The following is a 22,336-nucleotide window of genomic DNA, read 5'->3' as shown; positions in this document are numbered from 1 at the left end:
ATACCAATGATTCAAATCATTGGTATTTATCTCAGCTTTATTTAAGCAAAAACGTATAGCAAGACATAAAATTAAATAACATGGCAATAACAAGAAATGATTTTCACAACAAATTCAATAATGGTGATATTCCATCACATGCAGATTTTGTTGAAATTTTTGACAATTTCGTTAACAAAGAAGATGACAAGGCCGATTTTCAAATGGTCGAAACCGGTACTGATAATGAACATTACATTACTCCGGCACTTTTAAAAGCTATTTTTCAGAATTCTGGAATTCTTTCCGGAAACTGCTATTCTCCTTTCAAAGAATATAAAGACAGTTTTACAGGATCATCAATAGAATTAGAATATCCTCCAATTGAAAACAGCGTTAAAGTATTCAAAAATGGACAATTATTAGAGGAAGATGAAGACTATGAATTAAATTATAATACTGGAGTTATCATCTTTTCTGAAGGAATTACAAGCCGAAATATTGAAGCAAATTATTGGTTTAAGAACATTAATCCAACATCTGGAGGTTCTGACTCAATGTTCGGAAAAGCCTCTATACCATATAAAGAAAATTTTAGTGCTGATATTTTTAATAGTGACACAATTACATTAAAAAAAACACCCCTAAAATACAGTTCAAGAATATACAAGAACGGACAATTACTTAGAGAAAATAAAGACTATTCAATTGTTGATGGCAGTAAAATCATTACTTTTTCTGCACCAATAAGTAATCGCAATATTGAGGTAGATTATTGGTATGAAGGTCCTATTTCGTTAACTGATCCTGAATTAAATACAAAATATGTTGATTTAACCTCAAATCAATCTATTAAAGGAAATAAAACTTTCACAGAAATGACTGAAAGTAAAGGTTTCATTAAAACTGGCGGTACTTCTAACCAGTACTTAATGGCAGATGGTTCAGTTTCAACCTCTACTGCTTCTGATTATGATGCTGGTCATTCTCCATTTAACACTTCTCAAACCAGCGGATTTCAAAAATTCAGTAATGGTTTAATATTACAGTGGGCCTATCTTTCATCTGGATCTACTACCTACAGTTTCCCTATTGCCTGGCCGGCAAAAGCATGCAGTGTTGTACTTTCTACTTACAGGATTGACTCTGGCAACAAAGGATTTAATCATGTTTATGATCTTACTAACACAACATACAAAGCGATTATCGATGGTCCTAATGGCTACATGTTTGCAATTGGTTATTAATAATAAAATCAAGAATAAAAAATTATGTATAAAGGATCGTATAGCGAAGACGGAACATACACAGGCTTTTATGTTGAAGGAATTCATGAAAATATTCCACAGCCAAATATTGAATTAACCGAAGATGAATGGCACCAGGCCTTATCAAAAAACTACAAAGTAGTTAATGGTAAACATACTTATTCTTCTTTTATCCAAAATCAGGAAGAAATTCTTAGCAATTTAAGAATTACACGAAACTTATTATTAGCTGAAAGTGACTGGACTCAATTAGAAGACTCTCCTCTTTCTGAAGATAAAAAAGACGAATGGAAAAATTACAGGGAGGAACTTAGAGATTTAACTAATCTCGATAATCTAACAAATATAATTTGGCCTTTAAAACCATTATAACAAAAATTATTTGATGACATCTAAATGGTTCTAAACAAAAATAAAAACAACATTATTATTTATTAAAACATAATGTATGGAAGAAAACACAACATATAAACCTTTTGCATATCTCGACCAATATACTCCAATTGAAGGAACAGAGGTTTATTATAACACAGAAAAAACTTTAACTCTTAGAAAAAATGATTGTTCTAAGGGAACATCAGGAAACCCAGTTACTTTAATCGCAAATCCCAATAAATTTGTGTCAACAATAAGCATAGCCGATGCCAATGAACAAGCTCAATATTGGTTAAATGCAAATACTCAGGCTTATGCCAATAACATTGGAACTTGCAGTATTAGACCAACTGCATGGCGTGGAGCAAATCCTTCATGCGTAATAGAGTCGCCGGCGGCATTACTCCCTTTTGATTATATGGTCATTAAATACAAATGGGCTCCGGGCGCTGGTGTTGATTTAGACACTTTGACTGGTTTAATAAATACAGGTATTAACAGTTTAGACAATATATGGGTAGGATATGGACTTGTAAACGAAGTTCCTCCTAACGCAATCGCACAGGATTCTTACATTATGTGGGGTGGTGATATAACAGATTTAACTGGAACCGAAACGTGTCTGGTAAATTTCAAAAAATTAAAACAAGCTTATTCTCAGTTAAACGATATCCAAGTAAGAATGGCTGGGATTTGGTGGAAATCCAAGGCCACAGGAAATATTGATGTAGAAATTACCACCTTTCTGGGAGGTACAATGACAAAAATAGGCAAAGATATTATCAATAATGACGGTCAGCAGATCCAACAATTAAATTTCTCAAAAAACATTTCTGTTGTTGGACATAGTAAACTAATTAATGAAGTTACTAACATTGGCTATATTAACTATTCTACAAATCTCTCAACTGCAAAAGTTGCAATAACTTATTAAAAATATGGAAAATACAGGATATAAATCTTTTGCTCTCTTAGAAAAATACTATACAGACGATGGTACTTCAACTGGTGAAACAAAACCAAATGCAATATCTGATCCAGATTACATAGCTCCTTTTTTAGATACTATAAGCTGTCCTCCTGTCACAAGATATTATAATACTCAACAATCCAAAAGTGTTATAAAAAATGATTGTGCCGCTGGATATTTGGGCAGCAGTGTTACACTCATTGCTGATGCAAATCAATTTGTTTCGTACGAAAGCTTAATTGATGCCAATAATCAGGCTGCAGCCTGGCTGGATAACAATGCTCAGATTTATGCTAATAGTAAAGGAACATGTGAAATAAATTCAAATCCTCAGAATACTCCAATTATATACAGCAGTCTTTCATCTGATGGAAAATCTATAAACGTATCATGGACAGCATCGTACGATAATCCTGGAATTATTGGATACCAATTATATAGAAAAAAAAGCTCGACCGGGGAATGGCAGTTCCACAGATCTATAAACGATGGAAATTTAACCTCTTTTTATGATAATTTATTAGATTCAGAAACTACTTACTTTTACAGGATAAAAGCTCAATACACTGCAACAAGCTGGTCACCATTCAGTAACGAAACATCTCAAACTACTGCAGAAAATATACCAGTCTGTTTTGTCGAAGGAACATTAATCACAATACCAGACGGAACTCAGACACCAATTGAATCCTTAAAATTAAACCAATTATTGCTTTCTACAGAAATTGAAACTCTAAATGATACTAATGATGTTGAAAAGCTTTACAATTGGTCATGCAGCTATTTATTAGAAAAACGAATTACATCTCCAATTATCAAAATCAGATCTTTAACTGCTGATAAAACTATCGTTATTAACAATGGATTATTAGAAGCAACTCCAAGCCATTCGCAATTAATTCAAAGAGATGGAATCTGGAAATTTATTCCACTTGGTGACGTAATCGTTGGAGATAATTTATACAGCATCGATAAGGAAATTATTCCAATTACCTCTGTTTTTATAAACTCAGAGAAAAGAAAAATTTATCCTCTTACTTTGAGTCCATCTCACACTTATTTTGCTAATGGAATTTTAACCCACAATATCAAACCTATTGATAACTAACTATTCTGACAAATCTTTTATTATCAATAAAAATGATCCATACAATAACAAAATATGTTCTATCAGAAATATTGATAAAAATGAAATTATCGGACTTTGGATTGCAGATAAACCAACAAGTAAAAAATCGAGATGTCTCTTTCAACCGCATATGCTAAAAAAATGGTGGGAAACAGATGATTTGGGAAGATTTTGCAATCACTCAATAAAGCCGAATACTTCTGTTATTTATTATCCTGACAAATTAGAATTAAAAGCTATCAGGCTGATTGAAAAAGGAGAAGAAATTCTTGTAAACTACATGGAAACAATTAAATATATCAAATACATTCCAACAGTAAATTTTTAAAATAAAAATGAGCACAAACCATAACAGAATAAAAGTGGCTGATTTAGAAGTAAATCAGCCAGATAAAATCTTAACCACAAATTCTAATGGTGAGTTAGATTTTACGGATATCAAGAACATAAAAGCAGAAAGTTATAATGGATTAGATTATACTCTAGAAGGAAAAGCTTTAGATGCCAGACAAGGTAAAGCTCTAAAAGATTCTTTAGATAATTTAAACTCTAATCTTAATGAAAAAGAAAATACTTCTAATAAGGTTCAGGATATTGAAATAAATAAAAACTCTTCTACAGCATTTCCAAGTATTAAATCTATTTATGATTGGAGTAAAGGTCTTTTTAAAACATGGATACTTAGTATAGAAAATTTTTCTTCTACAGCATATACATTAAATGCTGAAAATATTAATAAACGAACTGTATTTTCATCATCAAGCCCTGTTACAATCACAATACCAAATGATTCTGTAATTTCATTACCAATAGGAACAAAAAAAGAATTTACACAGAAAGGAACTGGTTTGGTTACAATAAACGGAACAGGAATTTCTTTTATAACAAACATTCCTTTAACAATCTCAAATGGAGAGACTCGAATATTAACAAAAACTGGTGCAAATGAGTGGTTAATAGATGGCTTTTTAGTTAATACTAATAGAAGATCATTTAACATTAATTTCGCTTGGCATGGAACATATGGTCCAAGCAGCGGAGTGTACACACCTGACAGAGAAGCAGCTAATTTAAACTCTCCTGTAATGAGCGTAAATAATTCATCACAAGGTTTCGCTGTCCCTTTTAGATGCAAATTGAAAGCCGCTGTTCACGCAGGAAATGCCTTAGGTTCATCTGATTTAACTTTATATGTTTTAAAAAAATCTGTTCAATCCGGGCAGACTACTATAGCTGCTACTAAACCCATAATAGGAACTTATGCAGCTGGAAAAAGTTTTCCTTTTATTTATGATGTTGATATTGATAAATCTATTGTCTGGGAAACTGCAGATTATGTCAGTTTTGGTTTTCTAAATCCTACTACTTCTACTGGTGTTTGGCGTACACCATCTTTATCTCTTTATTTTGAAGAAGAATTTTAAGAGATTTCTCTTTGTAAAAATCTTTCGGCTGACTCAAAAAACATAATTAAAAATCAGTAATAGAGTAAGGATTAAATACTAATTCACTATAAGCGATTATTACTAAATATTTTTGAATAAATTAAATAATACAAAAATGAGCACAAACTATAACAGAATAAAAGTGGCTGATTTAGAAGTAAATCAGCCAGATAAAATCTTAACTACAAATTCTAAAGGTGAGTTAGATTTTACGGATATTAACAACATAAAAGCAGAAAGTTATAATGGATTAGATTATAATCAAGAAGGAAAAGCTTTAGATGCCAGACAAGGTAAAGTTTTAAAAGATTTGATAGATAACATTAAAACTTTTTTTGAAACATTCTTTTTAGGAATTTCAAACGACCAAAATGTATCTGGTACCAAAACATTTTTGTCTGGTAAAATAGGGTTAAGAAATGTGGCTAATACTTTCACTTCTTTTTTTACCAATTCCAATACTTCATCTAGAACTTACACGTTACCCAATAAAGATGGAGTTGTAGCATTGGTATCAGACATTACCAACATTGTAAATTATGGTAATCAAAATACTATTCCTAAATATGGATTATATGGCACCTCATTAGGTAACAGCAGAATATCTGACACAGGTTCTAATATTTTAATAGACAATTACAATACTGCTGAATTTGATTTGCAATTCAATTCAATTAAAAACTTAAATTCAATAGGCTCAGAAAGATCAAGTTCAGGTTTTAACGGAACTGATTTTTCTATACAAGCTGGTAATACAAGTAATTCTCAATCTCAACTGCTCATTAAAAGAATATATTCTAATTACGCCTCCTCTACTCGCCCATCCTGTGTATTTTCCTCTAATTATTCTGACAATGTTTATGCATGTGCAGGAACTATTATGTATAAATTTAATAAAATATCAGGTGCTTTTTCGGAGTATGCCAGTGGTCTAAGTCCTACTGTCTGGGGAGGTTGTGAATCACCTAATGGTGATGTGTACTATATTAATCAGCAAAAAAACATATATAAACAAACAAATGGAATAGGCTCTTTTGTTTTATATGCCACTTTACCAGAAGGATATTATGGTACAGGAATTACTATTACTCCTAATAATGACATTTATGCCTGTACGTTTAACGGTAAAATTTATAAACAGACAAACAGTACTGGTCCTTTTACTAATATTGGAGAGTCTGGTAAAAACTACATATCATTAACTTGTGATTTAAACAACAATATTTATGTTGCAGAAGGAGGCAATAATAGTTTGGGGGGAGGTAATGGCTATATATATAAACAGAACAATTCAACTGGGTCTTTTAATAAAATGGACTCCTCATTTTCATTTTGGGGTGGAATAGTTTGGGATCGAATAACTGGAGATTTATATTGCTCTTCACTAACTGCAATTTATAAATTTATGAATGGAGAAGGAACTCCAATAAATCTTGGAGTTTCTTTTGCAGGTTGTGCAACATTAGCAATTTGCAAAACGATTTTATTTAGTGCTTGGATAAATACCTCTCAAGGTTTACAAGATGTCTATGGAATGTATCTAAATTCTTCTGGCATACCTGATTTGAATGGCGGAACCTTAAAGCAAAAAGCTGGAGTCGGAAAAGGTACAGGACAATCTAGAATTCAATTTATAACTGGGCAAAAAACTACTTCCGGGACCGACTTACAAATTGAAGCATTACGAGGTTACATTGATGAAAATGGATATGTTGTATGGCTGAACATGCCTACTTATGCAGATAATATAGCAGCTATTGCAGCAGGACTTCCAATTGGCTGTGAATATAAAACAGCAAGTGGAGATCGTAAAATTGTTTATTAACGCTCAAATCATTTTTTAAATTTAAGAATAAAAGCAATATGGATACAAATTATAATAGAATAAAAGTCTCTGATCTTGAAACAAATAACCCGGATCAAATTTTAATTACCAATTCTAAAGGAGAATTGGAGTTTAATAACATAAACAAAATTGTTCCTCCAAATTCTAATCCTGTTTCTGCAACACAATCAGGAATTGTTGATAACACACCTTTACAAGAACTTGGAGGAAAAGATAAACTAATCAACAGAGTAAGAATTGGAATTGGTGAAGGAACTGGAACGGGAAATACCGTTTTAGGAAAACAAGCTTTACAAAATAGTACGACAGGTTCCCATAATACTGCCGTAGGTGAAGAAGCTCTGGCCATGAATACAAGTGGAAGTGAAAATACAGCTTATGGAAATTGGGCTCTTAGATCAAATACTACAGGATCTTATAATGATGCCTTTGGCGAACACGCCCTTACCAGTAATATTGATGGTATTGCAAATATAGCAGTTGGTAATGGTTCACTTAACTCAAACGAAACTTCTTCCTACAATGTAGCAATAGGCTGTTCTTCAATGGGTACATTAATAAATGGTTTAGGACAATCGGTAGCTGTAGGTTCATTTAGCATGTCTGATGCAACCGCAACTGATAAAAATGTTGCCATTGGAACTTATGCACTCCGCTATAACTCCGTTGGATATTCCAATACAGCCCTAGGACACAGCTCTTTAACAGCAAACACAACCGGCCATTCAAATAATGCATTTGGGAATTATTCCTTAATATCTCTTACTACAGGAGTAGATAACACTGCAATGGGCAAATTTGCAGGACGCTATGTAACTACTGGTAATTCTAACATATACATTGGTGCAGAAGGAACGCAGGAAGATGCAACAGTTAGTGGAATTGTAAATATTGGTAATAAAATATTAAGTAACGGCAATAATTTGGTATCTGTACCTTATCAGACAAATGCATTAATTGAAGCAGATTCTACTGGAAAAGCAGTTGCTACAAAAGAATATGTTGCATCAAAATTAAACAGTAACAATGAGCAAATAGAAGTAAGTTCTAGTCAAATTATTTCTTCTGACTGGAGTGGAAAAACTATTCTTTTTACAGCAAACTGTACAATTACAGTTCCAGCTTTACTTTCTGCTAATTTTATTTTTAATGGTATTACACTTCCAGGAGTAAATATTACATGGTCGATTACTGCACCGCATACATGGTTATTTGGCACACCATCAGTAACAGCTGAAAAACAAATTTTTACTTTTACAAAAAGGGGAAATACGAATAGTATTTTATTATTAGGTGTATAATTTTATATAGGAAGCTTATTACAGAATACAGTTTTTGCGAAAAATAAAACAAAATTATTTTTAGACGAAGTTACAGATCCATCTTTCTGTGCATTTACATTAAGAAAATTATCGAAAATGTATAAAGGAAATTGTATTAGAGTTAAGAAGAAGCTCTAATAATACTTAGATGAATATAGGATTTTTTAATAATAAAATTGATACTATCCAGCTTCTCACTTTTTTATGGTATACATGATAGATTTGTTTCTATCTGGTATGATCAAAGTGGGAATGAAAGAAATAAAATTCAAACAATTTGGGTTAATCAACCACAAATTGTTAATGCAGGTAATATTATACTAGAGAATGGATTGCCAACATTAAAATTTCACAACATCTAGCAGCATGATTCAATCAGATTCTACACCAATTTATGAACTATATGTTTTTTATGTTGCAAGTATAAAAGAAGCCAGCATAAATTATTATTGAATTGCACGACATGTTCCATCTTCCGGATATGGTTTTACAATATATTGTAGTTATGGCCTATCTTATTTTAGTTACGTTCCATATTTAAATGGCAACAATTATTCCAATGGAATTATTACAGTATTTATAATTAGTTAATATAAATTTTCTGTAAACCTAATATCTAAGATGTCTTTGAATATTTTTTCTAAATTTATATGAAAAAATATTCGAAGACATTTTATTTTTTCGCTGACAGAGATTCAAATCCTAAACAAAAACAATTAAATTTGGAGACCTTAAATCACCAAATTAATTATGAATTCAAAAAGAAATTCGTTCTATTTACCAGCCTTATTAATGATGCTGTTTTTTGCATCATTTTCTTATTCTCAGACTTCAAGTACTGCACCTAAAGCTGAAAACAAGTCCAAGTTATTTGAAGAAACCACAACCGACAGTGATTATTTGATGGCGATAGAAAAAGCCGGAGATGTTTTAGAATCGGCTGCAAATGATGCCGAGTTTGAAGGAAGTACTTTCCACTTGTTTGGAGACATTAAAAGAACCGAAAGCAAACTTGATTTAATATTAGCAAGTTTAAAAGGAGCTAATCCAAATGTGCGAAATCAGCAGATGTATCGTATTGTTCTAAAAGAAATCGAACAAGAATTAAACGATCAAAATAATGCAATAAACATTCGTAATCAAAATCTTGAAAAAATTAAAACCAGGATTATTGATCTTCGTAAAGACAAAATTTTATTTACTCTCATAAAAGATACTATTCGCAGAAAACAATTCAAAACTGAATTAGCGAACCTTAAAAAAAGGTATCTTAGAACTGACAGTCTGATGACTAAAAATCAGGAGACTTTAAACCATAAAAAAAGACTGACTGTAGAGCATAAAATTGATGTTTCTAACGCTCTTGCAACTGTAGAAACTAAACTCGAGAAATCAGGAATAAGTATTCTAAATAAAGAATATCCTTCGTTATGGAGCACTGATACCACAGCAAAAAAAGTGGTATCACATAACATTAAAGCAAAAATTATAATTGAAGAAAATGTGGCCGCTTATTATTTAAGTTATAAAGCGGGAGCATTAATTACTTTGTGTTTCTTTATGGGACTTTTGGCTTGGTATATTTCACGCAATTTGAAATATTTAAAATCAAATGGACACGACGAAAATCTTACTCTTTTTAATTTTAAATATTTAAACAGAGGCGTAATTCTGCCAATAGTTGTCATTACCCTAAACATTGCTGTAGTAACAAATTTGTATGCACCTGCCCTGTTTTTAGAATTACTTCAGCTTGGCTTATTAGGTGTTCTGACTATCTTGTTTAAAAATGACTGGTCTGGAAAATCAATGCGAAACTGGTTATTGCTTTTCGGATTATTTTTTGCACTTTGTTTTCTGGATCTTTTTATAGAAGTAGGCTTATTTCAGCGTTGTTCATTCATTATCATTAATATTTTAGGAATTCGATATGGATTGGTTCAGATTAAAAGTTTAAAAGATCAGTTATACATTAAAGGATTCTTTAAATGGGCCAGCATCATTTTTATCGGATTAAATGTTTTATCGATACTTTACAATCTTTTTGGAAGGGTTTCTCTTTCAAACATGCTGAGTTTAACTGCCTTTATTTCTCTTACTCAGATTGTTGCATTGAGTGTCCTTTTAAAAATAATTCTGGAAATAATTCTTTTACAGATTTATACAACCCGAGTAAAACGAGGTATTGAAAAGATTTTTGATTATGAGAATTTATCTGACACACTCAAAAAACCATTCATAATCGTAATCAGCTATATGTGGCTGGTCGTAATTGCTTCTAATTTAAATATTTGGGAATCGTTACGTTCTTCTCTTGGCACTTTATTGAGTCGCCCTAACACTATCGGAAGCATCACTTTTACTTTAGGAAATATTGTTTTATTCTTTATAATTGTCTGGGCCGCACATTTATTGCAAAACTATGTTGCATATTTTTTTGGAGAAATTGAAGACGAAAACGAAGAAAACATCAATAAAAGACAGCATTCTAAATTACTTATTACAAGACTTGTTGTTTTGATTGTGGGTTATCTTTTAGCTGTTGCTGCATCGGGAATGCCGTTAGATAAATTGAGTATTCTTCTGGGAGCGTTGGGTGTTGGTGTTGGACTTGGGCTTCAAAATGTCGTAAACAACTTTGTATCGGGAATTATTTTGATTTTTGATAAACCAATTCAAATTGGTGATGTTATTGATATAAGTTCTGAATCTGGAAGAGTAAAATCGATGGGATTAAGAACAACCAAAATCAATGCTCCAAATGGTGCCGAAATCATCATCCCGAATGGTAATTTATTATCTCAAAACATTACCAACTGGACGTATACAGATAATTTTAAACTGGTAGATATTTCTATTGAAATCAGCGGAGATGCAACTCCAGAAGATATAAATGCAACAATTTCAGCATCACTTGAAAGTCTTCCTTTGGTAAATAACACTAAACCATCTCAGATTTATTACAATTCAATTTCTGATGGAAAATTTAAAATACAAATCAAATTTTGGTGCAGTATCTATAGAACCGAAGAAACTATCAGTACAGCGAAACAAGTTTTATTTAGCAATTTTAAAGCGAAAGGATTAACTTTCAATACTTAATATTGTTTTGTTGAAATAAAAAAATGGTTTGAACTTAAGAAGCTCAAACCATTTTTTATTGTATAAAAAGTTATTTATCCTTCAACAATTTCTCTAAATAAGATTTTTTCTCTTTCTCAGATTCTAACAAACGCTCATAGAGTTTTTTGTTTTCCTCAAAAGCTTCTACCAATTTATCAAGTGGATTAAAAGTACAATGGTTTCCGAAATTTACTTGGCTATTCTTTGTATCAGTAAAACTATTAAAATAATTAATCGCAGCTTCGTCTGAAAAATTTTTAATTGCTTCGACAGTTACACCCAAAGCTTTTGCTACTTCAACCAACTTTTCTTCATCGATAGTTTCACTATTCTCTATAATAGAAACAGCTTGTTGATTTGTTCCGAGAGCCTGAGCCAATGCTTCCTGCTTCATATCTCTTAATTCACGAATACGGCTTATTTTTCGCCCTATGTGGTTTTGTTTTGTTAATGTGCTCATAATTCAAAGGTAATAATTAGCAATACAAAATAAAGCAATCTGTAAAAAACATCTTATCTCTTGTAAGATACAAATTAGAATAATTTAAATGCTCTATTTCATCTCAAACAAAAATACAATTTTTCGGACAAGTTACTATCAAAAGATAAAATTAAGAAATTGACAAATGAGAGCTTTTTGATTTAATCCTGCTTTATAAAAACCAATTCTTCATTATAATTCGCAATACTTACCAAAGCATTATAAATATATTTTGAAACCAAAGCGCCACCTTCAAAATTAATTAATTCAATATCATCTTCGGGTGTATGATATTGCGGATGTCCGCCTGTGTGAAATCCTATGGCAGAAATCGAAGCTTTGTAAAAAGAAACGTGATCAGAACCGCCAACATCACCTGCAAAAACAACTGGATTTAGTCCGCTGTTTTCTCCTAATTTTTTCATGAGTTCTACTCCATTTGGAAAAGTTCCTGCACCGCCCATATAGATTTGTTTCTCAGCATTTAATCTTCCTACCATATCCATATTGAGCATTACTTTTACGGCTTCTTTTTTGACAGGTAAGTGATTTACAAAATATTTTGAACCTAATAAACCTTCTTCTTCTCCGCTGAAAGAAATAAAAATAATACTCCTTTTAGGTTTAATTTTTAATTTAGAAACTTCTTCTAAAATACACAACAAAGCCGAAACTCCAGATGCATTATCATCTGCACCGTTATGAATGGCTATGGTATCTTTTTTCTTGCTTCCAGATCCTTTTCCGCCCCAGCCCCAATGATCGTAATGTGCACCTATAACAATAAATTCATTTTTGAGTTTTTCATCAGAACCTTCAATAAATCCAAAAACATTTTGTGTCGAAACGCTGTCGGATTTCATTTTATTAATTCCTTCTTTTACAAACACTTTAAAAGGCTGATCATAAGTATCATTGAACTTTTTCAAACCATATTTTTTAAAGTACTTTTTGATGTAAGCTGCTGCATCGTTATTTCCTTTCGTTCCTACGAAACGGCCTTCCAATTTATCTGAAGAAAGATATTTATCGTGTTTATAAAATGTCTGCGCCAAATTATTTTTTTGCGCATTGATAGTAAGGCCAAAAAGTAACAAACCATAAGCAAAGTTTATCTTTATAAAAAATTTCATAATTATAGTTGTCTAAAATTGGCACACGGATGAAACGGATTTGCTTCGCAAAGCACAAATGCCCGCAGATTTTTTATAAAAAATATAAATAAATCTGTATTTATCAGCTTTTTTGGCGAAGCAAATCCGTTAAATCCGTGTGCCATAAAAATTTATTTTAGTTCAAAAATCTTATCCATTAAAATCCATTTTTCTCCAGATTTGGCTTGGGGAAGTGCTTTTTGGAATTTCCACATTAAAGTTTCCCATTCCTGCACTTTTGGATTTTCTGCATCTAGTTTTGCTTTTTCTGCGAATGAGAAATTATCATCGGTTTCCATAATCATAAACAATCGATCGCCGACATTATAAATCTCCAAATTGATAATTCCAGAATCTTTAATGCTTTTCTGAATTTCAGGCCAGACATTTTTATGGTAATCGATATATTCTGCAATTAAATCTGGGTGGTTATTTAAATCTAAGGCAAGACAGTATTTTTGCATAATTTCTGTTTTTATTTTAAATCAAATGCGGTGTGTTTTATAAACTTTCGATTATAAGTGTACAATATATGAACTTTTTTATCTGAAGTCTGGATAATAGCCGGATAACTAAATTCGCCTTCTTTTTGATTTTCCAGATCAAATAATTTCTTCCAGTTTACACCATCTTTAGAATATTCTACATCCAGAACATTTCTTCCGTTAAACCAGTCTTTTCCCATTTTTAGAGGATTGTTTACTAATAAAAATGATTTATCAGATAAGGTCACAGCATCGACTCCAGAATTAGAATTTACAACATTTATGCTGTCTGTTTTCTGCCAGGTTTTTCCGTTGTCTTCAGACCAGCTCGAAATTAATTTATTATGTCGGCTTCGGGATAAAATCTGAATTTCTTTATCAGAATGAACTAAAAAAGTGGGCTGAATGATATCAAAATTTTTCTTGTCGTTGATATCCGCAATTGTCCAGCTGTCTGTTCCTTCTGTATAGGTTTCTATAAAAACTCTCCATTTATTATCGTCAACACTTTCAGTACTGCTTCCGCATAAAATAACGCCTGGAGTTGTTTCGATGGGTTTGTTTCGAATTGGCCCTAAAATACCTTTTGGAAGATATTTTGAATTACTCCACGTTTTTCCTTCATCTTTAGAAACAATCATAGCGCCAAACCATTCTCTTGGATTTTTTCCCACTTTGTAAAACAAATACAAATTCTGGCTTTTGCTTTTAAATAAAACCGGATTCCAGCAAGGCAGTGTGTCTCCGTCTTTAATTAAAGGCTTGATGAGTTCTTTAGGAACTGACCATTTTTGTTCTTTATAAGATGAAATATAAATGCCGACGTCTTTTGCTCCTTCGTATTTCCCGCCAAACCAGGCTGCCAATAGAGTATTGTTTTCTAACTCTACTAATGTTGAGGCGTGGCTGGCTGCTGTAACAGGTTTCTCTGCAATATAATTTTGAGTGATATTAATTGCTTTCGGTCCATTTTTAGTTGAGGTACAAGAAACTAAAATCGAAATCAATAAAAATGCTGAATAATATTTTTTTAAATTCATAATCTAACTTTTATATAAAACAAAAGGAGAGTTTCCTCTCCTTTTGAATTTTTAAGTAAAGAGTGTGTGTCTCATTACTCAACCAAATTAATTATTTAGTGTCCCACCAAAGTTTTGTTCCTCCGGTATCAGGGCCACCTAGTTTTGTAACACCATCCTGAACAGCTTCTTTGTTTGAAGAATATTCGTTTGTTGTATAAATAATTCTTTTCATTAAAGATTTACCAACACCAACATCTGGATTATCTGTGTTTAATACTGGATAGATAACTTTAGCATCGCTTCTTCTTAAATCTGCCCAAGCTTCCCAAGATTCAGGGAAAATAGCTAAGTATTTTTGAACTGCAATCTGTGTACGCTGATCAGCAGCAGATGCAGACCACGCTACAGGCAATTTAACAGGGATATCTTGTAAATCTAAAGTTGGATAAAGTGTTAAAATATTAGGTAATGTTGGTAATGTAGAACCATTGATGTAAGCATTAACTGCAGCTGCATCAGTAATTCCCCATTGAGCTAGAGATAATCTAATACCTGTTTCGTACAATGTTTTGGCATCACCGCCCATGTTCCATCCATTTAAAGCTCCTTCTGCTCTGGTTAAATAGTTTTCAGAAGCCATAAAGATTTCAATGTTTTTTGTTTCACTAAGGTTATTAGCTGCACCATTTCCTAAAACATCATTATTAAAGGCTGAGAATTTAGTAGTTCCAAATTGATCTTCTAAACCTCCAACCGGATTACCTCTATACACTTTAGTTGCAGCGGCAGCATCAAGCGGTGCAAACCATTTTGCTAAACGCGGATCGTTATATCCAACTAAGATACTTTCCATAGAAGCTGTCATTACATAACCCCAGCTGTTTACAATCATGTTTAAATTGTTTGGAGTAATGTTACTTGCTTTAAAGAATGCACTTTGATCATTTGTCTGCATAACTCCTGCAGCAACCGCAGCTTCTGCCTGAGTTTTAGCTTTTGCAGGCTCTTTATCAGAAATTCTCATTGCTAAACGAAGTCTCATACTGTTTCCAAAAACTCTCCATTTGTCTACATTTCCTGCATAAACTCTGTCGTTTGGAGAAAGAGATGCAACTGTAGCTGTAGAAGAAGTAGACAATACTGCGTTTGCTTCATCTAACAATTTAAAGAAATCTTCGTAAATAAACTCTACACTATCGTAAGGTACTTTTTCTTTTCCGTTACCTGCTTCAGTGTAAGGAATTGGTCCATAAGCGTCAACCATTTGGTTATACATAAAAACCTTCCAGATTTTAAGTACTGCCAATGCTTCTGCATTTCCTTCAGATGCTTTAACAGCATTTGTTAATGCCGGAACAGCAACAGTGTAAAATCTTGTCCATCCTCTGCCTTCATATCCATTAACGAAAGCATTTCTTTCAGTACCATATCCACAGTTTAAATAGTGGATAAAAGTTGAAGACAAAATACCGGTTGCAATACCCCACGTACCTTGGTCATCTACTCCTGGAGACGAATACGATCCGTTGTGAATACCTGCATACAAAGCAGAAGCAAATGCTGGTCCAGCTAATGTAGCATCAAGCTGATCTTCTGTCAACGAATTAGGATCTTTGTTTATTTCATCAAAGTCTTTTGTACAGCTTGACAAAATAGAAACTGCCATCAATGCAACTCCTAATGTTTTTATTTTAAAACTATATTTCATGTTGTCTCTTTTTTTAATTAAAATCCAAATTTCACATTAACTCCATAATCTCTCGTTGAAGGAATGTTGAAAGATTCTATACCTTGCAAGTTTCCAGTTCCTGCACCTGCTTCTGGATCAAAATATTTAGCTTTATTTACGAAGAAGAATAAGTTTCTGCCTACTAAAGAAAAATCAATACTTGAGAATCCTGAATCACCTAATAAACGTTTTGGTAATGAATAACCAAAAACAAGTTCTCTTAATCTGATGTTTGTTGCATCATAAATAAATGGCTCTGCAACAGGAGTTCTTTGTCCGATAGCTGTCCAGTATTGCTCAGCTGTAATACTTGTAGTATTTGGAGTATATGTACCGTTTCCTGCAGCAACAACACCATCAACAACAATTCCGCCTTGTCTTCCTGCAAGTGTAATATCACTTACCCCTAAACCAGCTTGTCTTGCCTGAGTATATGAAATAACTTCTCCACCAATTCTAAAATCAACAAGGAAACTTAAAGAGAAATCTTTGTATTTAAAGTTATTTTTCAAACCTCCAGTCCAGTCTGGATTAAAGTTACCAGCACGAACATCAAAACCATTTGTTGCTAATGGAATACCGGCACTGTTTACAATAATATTTCCGTTTGGATCTCTTTGGAAACCTTTAATGTATAAATCACCGTATTCACCTCCTACAACAACTTTACTTCTAACTAAACGACCTTCACCAAGTACTAACTCATCTCTTCCTTCATAAATCGATTTTACTTTTGATTTATAAGAAGCGTAGTTTGCTGTAATATCCCAAGTAAAGTTTTCTGTTTGAACCGGAGTTGCTGTAAGTGTTACCTCAATACCTTTATTTTCAATATCTCCACCATTTACGATAGCTCTAGAAAAAGAAGAAGATTCTGGAGTATTGATGTAAAAAATCTGGTTATTAGTTAATGTATTGAAATATGTAAAATCTAAACCTAAACGGTTATTGAAAAATCTAACATCTGCACCAAACTCTGTAGAAGACGAAATCTCAGGTTTTAAGTTTGGATTAGCTTGTGTGCTTTGTCCGTATAACATACCGCCATTTCCTCCAATGTATGAGAATCTTTGCTGTGTTTGATAAGGATCTGTATCGTTACCTACTTGTGCATAAGAAGCTCTAACTTTTGCAAAGCTTATTACCTCTGGTAATTTAGCCATATCTGAAATAACTGCAGACAAACCGAAAGATGGGTAGAAATAATCATTTGGTAAAGTAGAAGACCAGTCATTTCTTGCTGTTACGTCTAAGAATAAATAGTTTCTAAAACCAATCTGTCCAAATCCATAAACTGAATTGATTCTTTTTTCTGAAGCAGTTGAAGTAGATTGAATTGTTTGCACATTAGATAATGCAAAGAAGTTTCTTTTACTTAAAACACCACCAGAATTTAAAGCTGAGCTGTTTTGTTGTAATGAGTTTGCTCCAGCATTAAGCCCAATAGAAAAATCTCCAAATTTTTGATTGTAAGAAAGTAAAGCATCAACGTTTAACTCGCTAACAGTTTCGTAAGATTCGCTGTATGAACCCATGTTGCTGTTAAATGCATTTGTAGCATATCTGTTTCTTACGTTTTTGTTCGTCATTTGATCTAAACCAGCTCTACCTTGTAAACTTAAAGTTTTTGTAAACTCATATTTAAGAGACGCTAAACCAATAAATCTGTTTCTTTTGTCTGTACGAGCATCATCTCTTAAAGCAGACCAGAATGGGTTTCCGCCAGGAGCTCCCGTTTCGTCAAGGAAATAGTTTACTTGTCTTTGTCCTGCAGCATCAATATATTCGAAGTTTTTGTAATCGTTATAAGCAATACTACGAGGTAATAAATAAGCCGATGTACCAATAGATTCTTCTCCTGTTCTTAATAAATTATCAATATCCTGAACGATGTAGTTTGTTTTTACATCTAATGATAATTTATCAGATATTTTACTAGTCAATCTTAAGTTAAGATTGTGTCTGTCCATTGCATTTCCTCCCACAATACCTTCAGCACGTGTGTTAGTGTAAGAGAAATATCCTTGTGCTTTTTCGTTACCAGCTGTTACAGTTAATGTGTTAGCTAAGTTGTAACCTGTTTTGTAAAAGTCGATCACGTTGTTTGGCTGTGGAGAATAGCTTTGTGTCGCCGGCCCTGTATAGTTTGGGTTACGAACCAACTGCCATGCAGAAACCTGACGTCCGTCTAACGGTGCTCCCCAGCTTGAACTTGAGTTAGAAACATAATTTCCATTTGTTCCTTGTCCGTATTCATTTTGTAAGTTCATCAAATTATAAGCAGAAGAAGCCATAAAATTAGATGATAACGAAACTGAAGTTTTTCCTGCTTTACCAGATTTAGTTGTAATTACGATTACACCATTTGATGCTCTAGAACCGTAAAGAGCAGCTGCAGAAGGTCCTTTTAAAACTGTCATCGAAGCAATATCCTCAGGGTTAATGTTCGAAATACCATCTGGCTGTGTTGTACCTCCTGTATCAATATCAGGATTTGTTGTAGTTGTACCATTACTAATTGGCACACCATCTACTACATATAATGGCTGGTTATTACCATTAAGAGATCTGTTACCTCTTAATGTAATTCTTGAAGAAGAACCAACACCATTTGATGTTGTAGAGAAGTTAAGACCCGCAACTTTACCCGATAGTGAGTTGGCAACGTTTAATGATCTTGCTTCTGAAAGCTCTCCTACTGCAACGTTTTGAGCTGAATACGTAATTGCTTTTTTCTCTCTTTTAATACCAAGAGCCGTTACAACTACCTCTCCTAATTGTTGTGTTGCTGCTCCCAAAGCCGCATTAATTGTAGTTTGAGTTCCTACGGCTACTTCTTTTGAAGCTGAACCAACATAAGAGAAAACCAAAACTGCTGATTGATTTGGAACTGTAATCGTATACTTCCCATCAAAATCTGATGAGGTACTTGTTTTTGTTCCTTTAACAACAACATTCGCTCCAGGGATCGGAATTCCACTTTGAGCATCTGTTATCGTTCCTTTTACTGTAGTTTGTGCCTGCATACTTTGGAATCCAAATAAGCAAATCACTAACAGTAATTTTAGTACGTCCTTGATCATATTTAGTTGTTTTTTGAGTTAATAACATGTTAAACTTAAGAATACATTTTGTTAACAAAATATAATTTCGACAAATGACAAGTTTGAAAAGGTGTTCGTCATACATTTATCTTTTTAGGGTACGAAAACGTTTTAAATTGTAGTCCTAATCCTCTATATTTCCTGACCTTACATCGAATTAATCTAAGTGATTTATCGTTTTTTTAACAGCATTCTTTTTTAATTATCTTAATCGTTAAACATATTATCCTTTTTAACTCTTTTTAGTTCAAAACCGTAAATTTCGTTTTAAGCAAATCTGTCGAGTTTCCACCCACCATAACTTCAAAATCTCCAGGCTCTACAACGCGCTTCATTTCTCTGTTCCAAAGAGATAGCTCATCTGAAGTAAGTGTAAATTCAACATTTTTAATTTCTCCTTTTTTGATATTTAATCTTTTGAAACCTTTTAATGTCTTTTCGGGTGTTGTTACAGAACTATATACATCATTAATATACAATTGAACAACCTCGTCTCCGTCTCTGTCTCCAACGTTTTTAACATCTACAGAAACTTTTACTTCTCCGTTTGGTTTAATTTCAGCAGTATTTAGTTTTAAATTAGAATATTCAAACTTCGTATAACTTAATCCGTAACCGAATGAATATAAAGGATGTTCACTCTCTGCAACGTATTTATGAATAGCAGATGGTTTTTGGTTATAATATATAGGTAACTGCCCAACTGATTTTGGAACTGTAATTGGCAGTCTTCCACCCGGATTGTAATCTCCAAATAAAACATCAGCAACTGCTCTACCTCCTAATTCTCCAGGAAACCATCCTTCCAACACCGCTGGAATATTTTCAGAAATCCAGTTTGTAGAAAGCGGACGGCCATTTAATAATACACAAACTACTGGAGTTCCTGTTTTTTGAATTTCTTCAATTAATTGCTGCTGGATTCCAAATAAGTCTAAAGAAGCAACATCTCTGTTTTCTTCTACCAATTCGTTAGATTCTCCTAAAACCACAATCGCAACATCAGCTTTTTTAGCAGCTTCGATTGCCGGCTGTAAGTTTACTTTTTCTAAATTCCAGCGGAAATGCGCTCTGGCTCCCCAGCCTCCTTCCCACATTTCAATGCGGACTTTGTATTTTTTACCTTTTTCGATGTTTTTTGGAGTCGTAACCATACTTGTCGCTCCTTTTGTCCAGTTGTCAATAACCAATTGATCGTCGATATACATTCTGATTCCGTCATCAGAACTTAAACCTAACCAGCCGTCAAGAGCCTGATCTGATTTTAAGAATCCTGTCCATCTGATAGAAAAATCATCCACATTTACGCCATCTCCGGGAGCCCAAGGCCAGTCAAACTCTAACTGACTGTCGATACGAGTCAATGCGGGAGTTCCTTCAAGATTTCTGTTATTGAAATATTCTCCTTTTAATCCGTTTTGAGATTCATCTGGAGTAAATAAATATTTAGATGGAATAATCTGTCCTTTTACAATTAATGGAACTCCTTCTTCATAAACTACATTGGCAGTTTTTCCAACTAATTGCTGTAAACCTTCATAAACTGTCATACCAACACTGTTTTTAGGAGCATAACCTCCCAATCTTGAAGCATTTGCATTTGGTCCGATAACGGCAATATTTTTTAAACTTTTGCTTAAAGGCAGAATGTTGTTCTCATTTTTCAATAAAACCATTGATTTCTGCGCCGCTTCAAGAGCAACCTGCTGATTTTCCGGAGTATGAAAACGATCTTTAATCAGATTTTTTTCTGTGTATGGATTTTCAAATAATCCTAATAAGAATTTCAAACGTAAAACTCCTCCCGCAGCACGGTCGATGTTTTCCATTGTCAGTTTCTTTTCATTTACTAATTCAATGATTGTATTCTGCCAAAATTCATTACTAAAATCATAAAACTGCATATCAACACCAGCTGAAACTGCTTCTCTAATACTCTCTTTTGGAGAATCAGCAACTTTATGAGTTGTCTGAATGTATTTAATAGCACCTAAGTCTGAAACTACAAGACCTTTAAAACCCCATTCGTTTCTCAAAACATCAGTCAATAACCAATTGTTTGCTGCACAAGGAATCCCGTCTAACTCAGAATAAGCACACATTGTTCCTAACGCACCGCCTTTTCTAAATGCTTTTTCAAAAGATGGCAAATGGTCTTCTCTTGCAGAACGTTCTCCAACCAAAATTGGCGAAGAATTTCCTCCTGCCTGCGGAATACCGTGAACCGCAAAGTGTTTTGGTTCTGCAATAATCGAACGATCTGATTTTAAATCGTCTCCCTGTATTCCTTTTATAAAAGCCAAACCAATTTCGCTGTTTAAGTATGCATCTTCACCAAAAGTTTCAGCAACTCTCCCCCAACGTGGTTCGCGCCCTAAATCTAGGTTTGGTCCAAAACCAAAATGAACTCCATGCGCTCTGGCTTCCATACCAATTACTTTACCCACTTTGTCCATCACAGCAACATCCCAGGTTGCGCCAAGTCCAATATTCATTGGGAAAGCCGTACTTCCTTCATCTAGATAACCGTGAAGCATTTCACACATAATCAGTGCAGGAATTCCCCAGCGGTTTCCTTTTATTACGTTTGTTTGCAGATCATTAATCATTTTAGCCGAACGCGGATAAAGATCATGGATGGCTCCAATTCCTAATTTTCCAATTTTTTCTGCCGATTTAGATTTAGCGAAATCTTCTTTGTCTTTAAAAAAGTCTCCTCTGTACATATCCATCTGGCGTGCTTTTTCTTCAAGCGACATACGACTTAACAAGTCTTTTACCCTATCTTCTACCGGTAATTTTGGATCTTGATACGGGTATTTTTTCTGCGCATAGGTTTGGTTAAAAAAACCTACAGCCATTACAAAAATAATGGCTGTTTTTTTGATTTTTAGTTGTAACATA

Annotated in this window: 17 protein-coding genes; 9 read left to right on the top strand and 8 right to left on the bottom strand. The window is 33.3% G+C overall.

Going from position 1 to position 22,336, the window contains the following annotated elements; translation table 11 throughout:
- Positions 1 to 80 precede the first annotated feature (80 nt).
- The 9 genes from FJOH_RS10710 to FJOH_RS10670 all read left to right on the top strand — a co-directional run bounded on the left by FJOH_RS10710 (position 81) and on the right by FJOH_RS10670 (position 11,436).
- On the top strand, positions 81 to 1,226 hold the full coding sequence (locus FJOH_RS10710) for a gp53-like domain-containing protein (RefSeq protein WP_012024128.1): 1,146 nt from the start codon (positions 81 to 83) through the stop codon (positions 1,224 to 1,226).
- A gap of 24 nt (positions 1,227 to 1,250) precedes the next feature.
- Positions 1,251 to 1,619: a tail fiber assembly protein gene (locus tag FJOH_RS10705; RefSeq protein ID WP_012024127.1), complete on the top strand. Its 369-nt coding sequence runs from the start codon at positions 1,251 to 1,253 to the stop codon at positions 1,617 to 1,619.
- Between the two features lie 76 nt (positions 1,620 to 1,695).
- On the top strand, positions 1,696 to 2,556 hold the full coding sequence (locus FJOH_RS10700; RefSeq protein ID WP_012024126.1) for a DUF5977 domain-containing protein: 861 nt from the start codon (positions 1,696 to 1,698) through the stop codon (positions 2,554 to 2,556).
- A gap of 4 nt (positions 2,557 to 2,560) precedes the next feature.
- A complete protein-coding gene (locus FJOH_RS10695; protein WP_012024125.1) occupies positions 2,561 to 3,700 on the top strand; it encodes a DUF5977 domain-containing protein in 1,140 nt (379 codons plus the stop codon).
- Complete coding sequence (locus FJOH_RS10690; RefSeq protein ID WP_012024124.1) at positions 3,690 to 4,049, top strand: SET domain-containing protein; 360 nt, start codon at positions 3,690 to 3,692, stop codon at positions 4,047 to 4,049. The genes FJOH_RS10695 and FJOH_RS10690 overlap by 11 nt, the downstream gene beginning before the upstream one ends.
- A 7-nt stretch (positions 4,050 to 4,056) precedes the next feature.
- Positions 4,057 to 5,145 (top strand): hypothetical protein, encoded by a 1,089-nt coding sequence (locus tag FJOH_RS10685; RefSeq protein ID WP_012024123.1) that lies wholly within the window; start codon positions 4,057 to 4,059, stop codon positions 5,143 to 5,145.
- A gap of 136 nt (positions 5,146 to 5,281) precedes the next feature.
- A complete protein-coding gene (locus FJOH_RS10680) occupies positions 5,282 to 6,991 on the top strand; it encodes an NHL repeat-containing protein (protein ID WP_012024122.1) in 1,710 nt (569 codons plus the stop codon).
- A gap of 38 nt (positions 6,992 to 7,029) precedes the next feature.
- Positions 7,030 to 8,313 (top strand): hypothetical protein, encoded by a 1,284-nt coding sequence (locus FJOH_RS10675; RefSeq protein ID WP_012024121.1) that lies wholly within the window; start codon positions 7,030 to 7,032, stop codon positions 8,311 to 8,313.
- A 771-nt stretch (positions 8,314 to 9,084) separates the two neighbouring features.
- The gene (locus tag FJOH_RS10670) at positions 9,085 to 11,436 is read left to right on the top strand and encodes a mechanosensitive ion channel family protein (RefSeq protein ID WP_012024120.1); all 2,352 of its coding nucleotides are present in this window, start codon (positions 9,085 to 9,087) and stop codon (positions 11,434 to 11,436) included.
- A 70-nt stretch (positions 11,437 to 11,506) separates the two neighbouring features.
- Here FJOH_RS10670 and FJOH_RS10665 read toward each other — a convergent pair whose 3' ends face one another.
- The 8 genes from FJOH_RS10665 to FJOH_RS10635 form a co-directional block, all read right to left on the bottom strand.
- Positions 11,507 to 11,917, bottom strand: coding sequence for a helix-turn-helix domain-containing protein (locus tag FJOH_RS10665; RefSeq protein WP_012024119.1), 411 nt, complete (start codon positions 11,915 to 11,917; stop codon positions 11,507 to 11,509).
- 182 nt (positions 11,918 to 12,099) lie between these two features.
- Positions 12,100 to 13,071 carry a M20/M25/M40 family metallo-hydrolase gene (locus FJOH_RS10660; RefSeq protein WP_012024118.1) on the bottom strand — a complete coding sequence of 324 codons (972 nt, stop codon included), beginning with the start codon at positions 13,069 to 13,071 and terminating at the stop codon, positions 12,100 to 12,102.
- Between the two features lie 2 nt (positions 13,072 to 13,073).
- Positions 13,074 to 13,217 (bottom strand): hypothetical protein, encoded by a 144-nt coding sequence (locus FJOH_RS26945; protein WP_159436656.1) that lies wholly within the window; start codon positions 13,215 to 13,217, stop codon positions 13,074 to 13,076.
- Between the two features lie 6 nt (positions 13,218 to 13,223).
- Positions 13,224 to 13,556: an L-rhamnose mutarotase gene (locus tag FJOH_RS10655; RefSeq protein ID WP_012024117.1), complete on the bottom strand. Its 333-nt coding sequence runs from the start codon at positions 13,554 to 13,556 to the stop codon at positions 13,224 to 13,226.
- An 11-nt stretch (positions 13,557 to 13,567) separates the two neighbouring features.
- Positions 13,568 to 14,617: a sialidase family protein gene (locus tag FJOH_RS10650; protein WP_012024116.1), complete on the bottom strand. Its 1,050-nt coding sequence runs from the start codon at positions 14,615 to 14,617 to the stop codon at positions 13,568 to 13,570.
- Between the two features lie 91 nt (positions 14,618 to 14,708).
- The gene (locus tag FJOH_RS10645; protein WP_012024115.1) at positions 14,709 to 16,307 is read right to left on the bottom strand and encodes a SusD/RagB family nutrient-binding outer membrane lipoprotein; all 1,599 of its coding nucleotides are present in this window, start codon (positions 16,305 to 16,307) and stop codon (positions 14,709 to 14,711) included.
- A gap of 17 nt (positions 16,308 to 16,324) precedes the next feature.
- Positions 16,325 to 19,411, bottom strand: coding sequence for a SusC/RagA family TonB-linked outer membrane protein (locus FJOH_RS10640; protein WP_012024114.1), 3,087 nt, complete (start codon positions 19,409 to 19,411; stop codon positions 16,325 to 16,327).
- Between the two features lie 263 nt (positions 19,412 to 19,674).
- Entirely contained in the window at positions 19,675 to 22,335 is a 2,661-nt protein-coding gene (locus tag FJOH_RS10635) for a glycoside hydrolase family 3 protein (RefSeq protein WP_012024113.1), read from the bottom strand.
- Position 22,336 lies beyond the last annotated feature (1 nt).

The organism is Flavobacterium johnsoniae UW101, from assembly GCF_000016645.1.
Taxonomy (GTDB): Bacteria; Bacteroidota; Bacteroidia; order Flavobacteriales; family Flavobacteriaceae; genus Flavobacterium; species Flavobacterium johnsoniae.
This window is presented reverse-complemented; position numbering and strand designations above follow the sequence as displayed.

What these genes read in the sequence shown, in the direction of transcription:
- FJOH_RS26945 (WP_159436656.1), bottom strand. Translation starts at nt 13,217, where the DNA reads ATGGCACACGGATTTAACGGATTTGCTTCGCCAAAAAAGCTGATAAAT.
- FJOH_RS10660 (WP_012024118.1), bottom strand. Translation starts at nt 13,071, where the DNA reads ATGAAATTTTTTATAAAGATAAACTTTGCTTATGGTTTGTTACTTTTT.
- FJOH_RS10705 (WP_012024127.1), top strand. Translation starts at nt 1,251, where the DNA reads ATGTATAAAGGATCGTATAGCGAAGACGGAACATACACAGGCTTTTAT.
- FJOH_RS10685 (WP_012024123.1), top strand. Translation starts at nt 4,057, where the DNA reads ATGAGCACAAACCATAACAGAATAAAAGTGGCTGATTTAGAAGTAAAT.
- FJOH_RS10675 (WP_012024121.1), top strand. Translation starts at nt 7,030, where the DNA reads ATGGATACAAATTATAATAGAATAAAAGTCTCTGATCTTGAAACAAAT.
- FJOH_RS10710 (WP_012024128.1), top strand. Translation starts at nt 81, where the DNA reads ATGGCAATAACAAGAAATGATTTTCACAACAAATTCAATAATGGTGAT.
- FJOH_RS10650 (WP_012024116.1), bottom strand. Translation starts at nt 14,617, where the DNA reads ATGAATTTAAAAAAATATTATTCAGCATTTTTATTGATTTCGATTTTA.
- FJOH_RS10700 (WP_012024126.1), top strand. Translation starts at nt 1,696, where the DNA reads ATGGAAGAAAACACAACATATAAACCTTTTGCATATCTCGACCAATAT.
- FJOH_RS10635 (WP_012024113.1), bottom strand. Translation starts at nt 22,335, where the DNA reads ATGTTACAACTAAAAATCAAAAAAACAGCCATTATTTTTGTAATGGCT.
- FJOH_RS10670 (WP_012024120.1), top strand. Translation starts at nt 9,085, where the DNA reads ATGAATTCAAAAAGAAATTCGTTCTATTTACCAGCCTTATTAATGATG.
- FJOH_RS10640 (WP_012024114.1), bottom strand. Translation starts at nt 19,411, where the DNA reads ATGATCAAGGACGTACTAAAATTACTGTTAGTGATTTGCTTATTTGGA.
- FJOH_RS10655 (WP_012024117.1), bottom strand. Translation starts at nt 13,556, where the DNA reads ATGCAAAAATACTGTCTTGCCTTAGATTTAAATAACCACCCAGATTTA.
- FJOH_RS10645 (WP_012024115.1), bottom strand. Translation starts at nt 16,307, where the DNA reads ATGAAATATAGTTTTAAAATAAAAACATTAGGAGTTGCATTGATGGCA.
- FJOH_RS10695 (WP_012024125.1), top strand. Translation starts at nt 2,561, where the DNA reads ATGGAAAATACAGGATATAAATCTTTTGCTCTCTTAGAAAAATACTAT.
- FJOH_RS10665 (WP_012024119.1), bottom strand. Translation starts at nt 11,917, where the DNA reads ATGAGCACATTAACAAAACAAAACCACATAGGGCGAAAAATAAGCCGT.
- FJOH_RS10680 (WP_012024122.1), top strand. Translation starts at nt 5,282, where the DNA reads ATGAGCACAAACTATAACAGAATAAAAGTGGCTGATTTAGAAGTAAAT.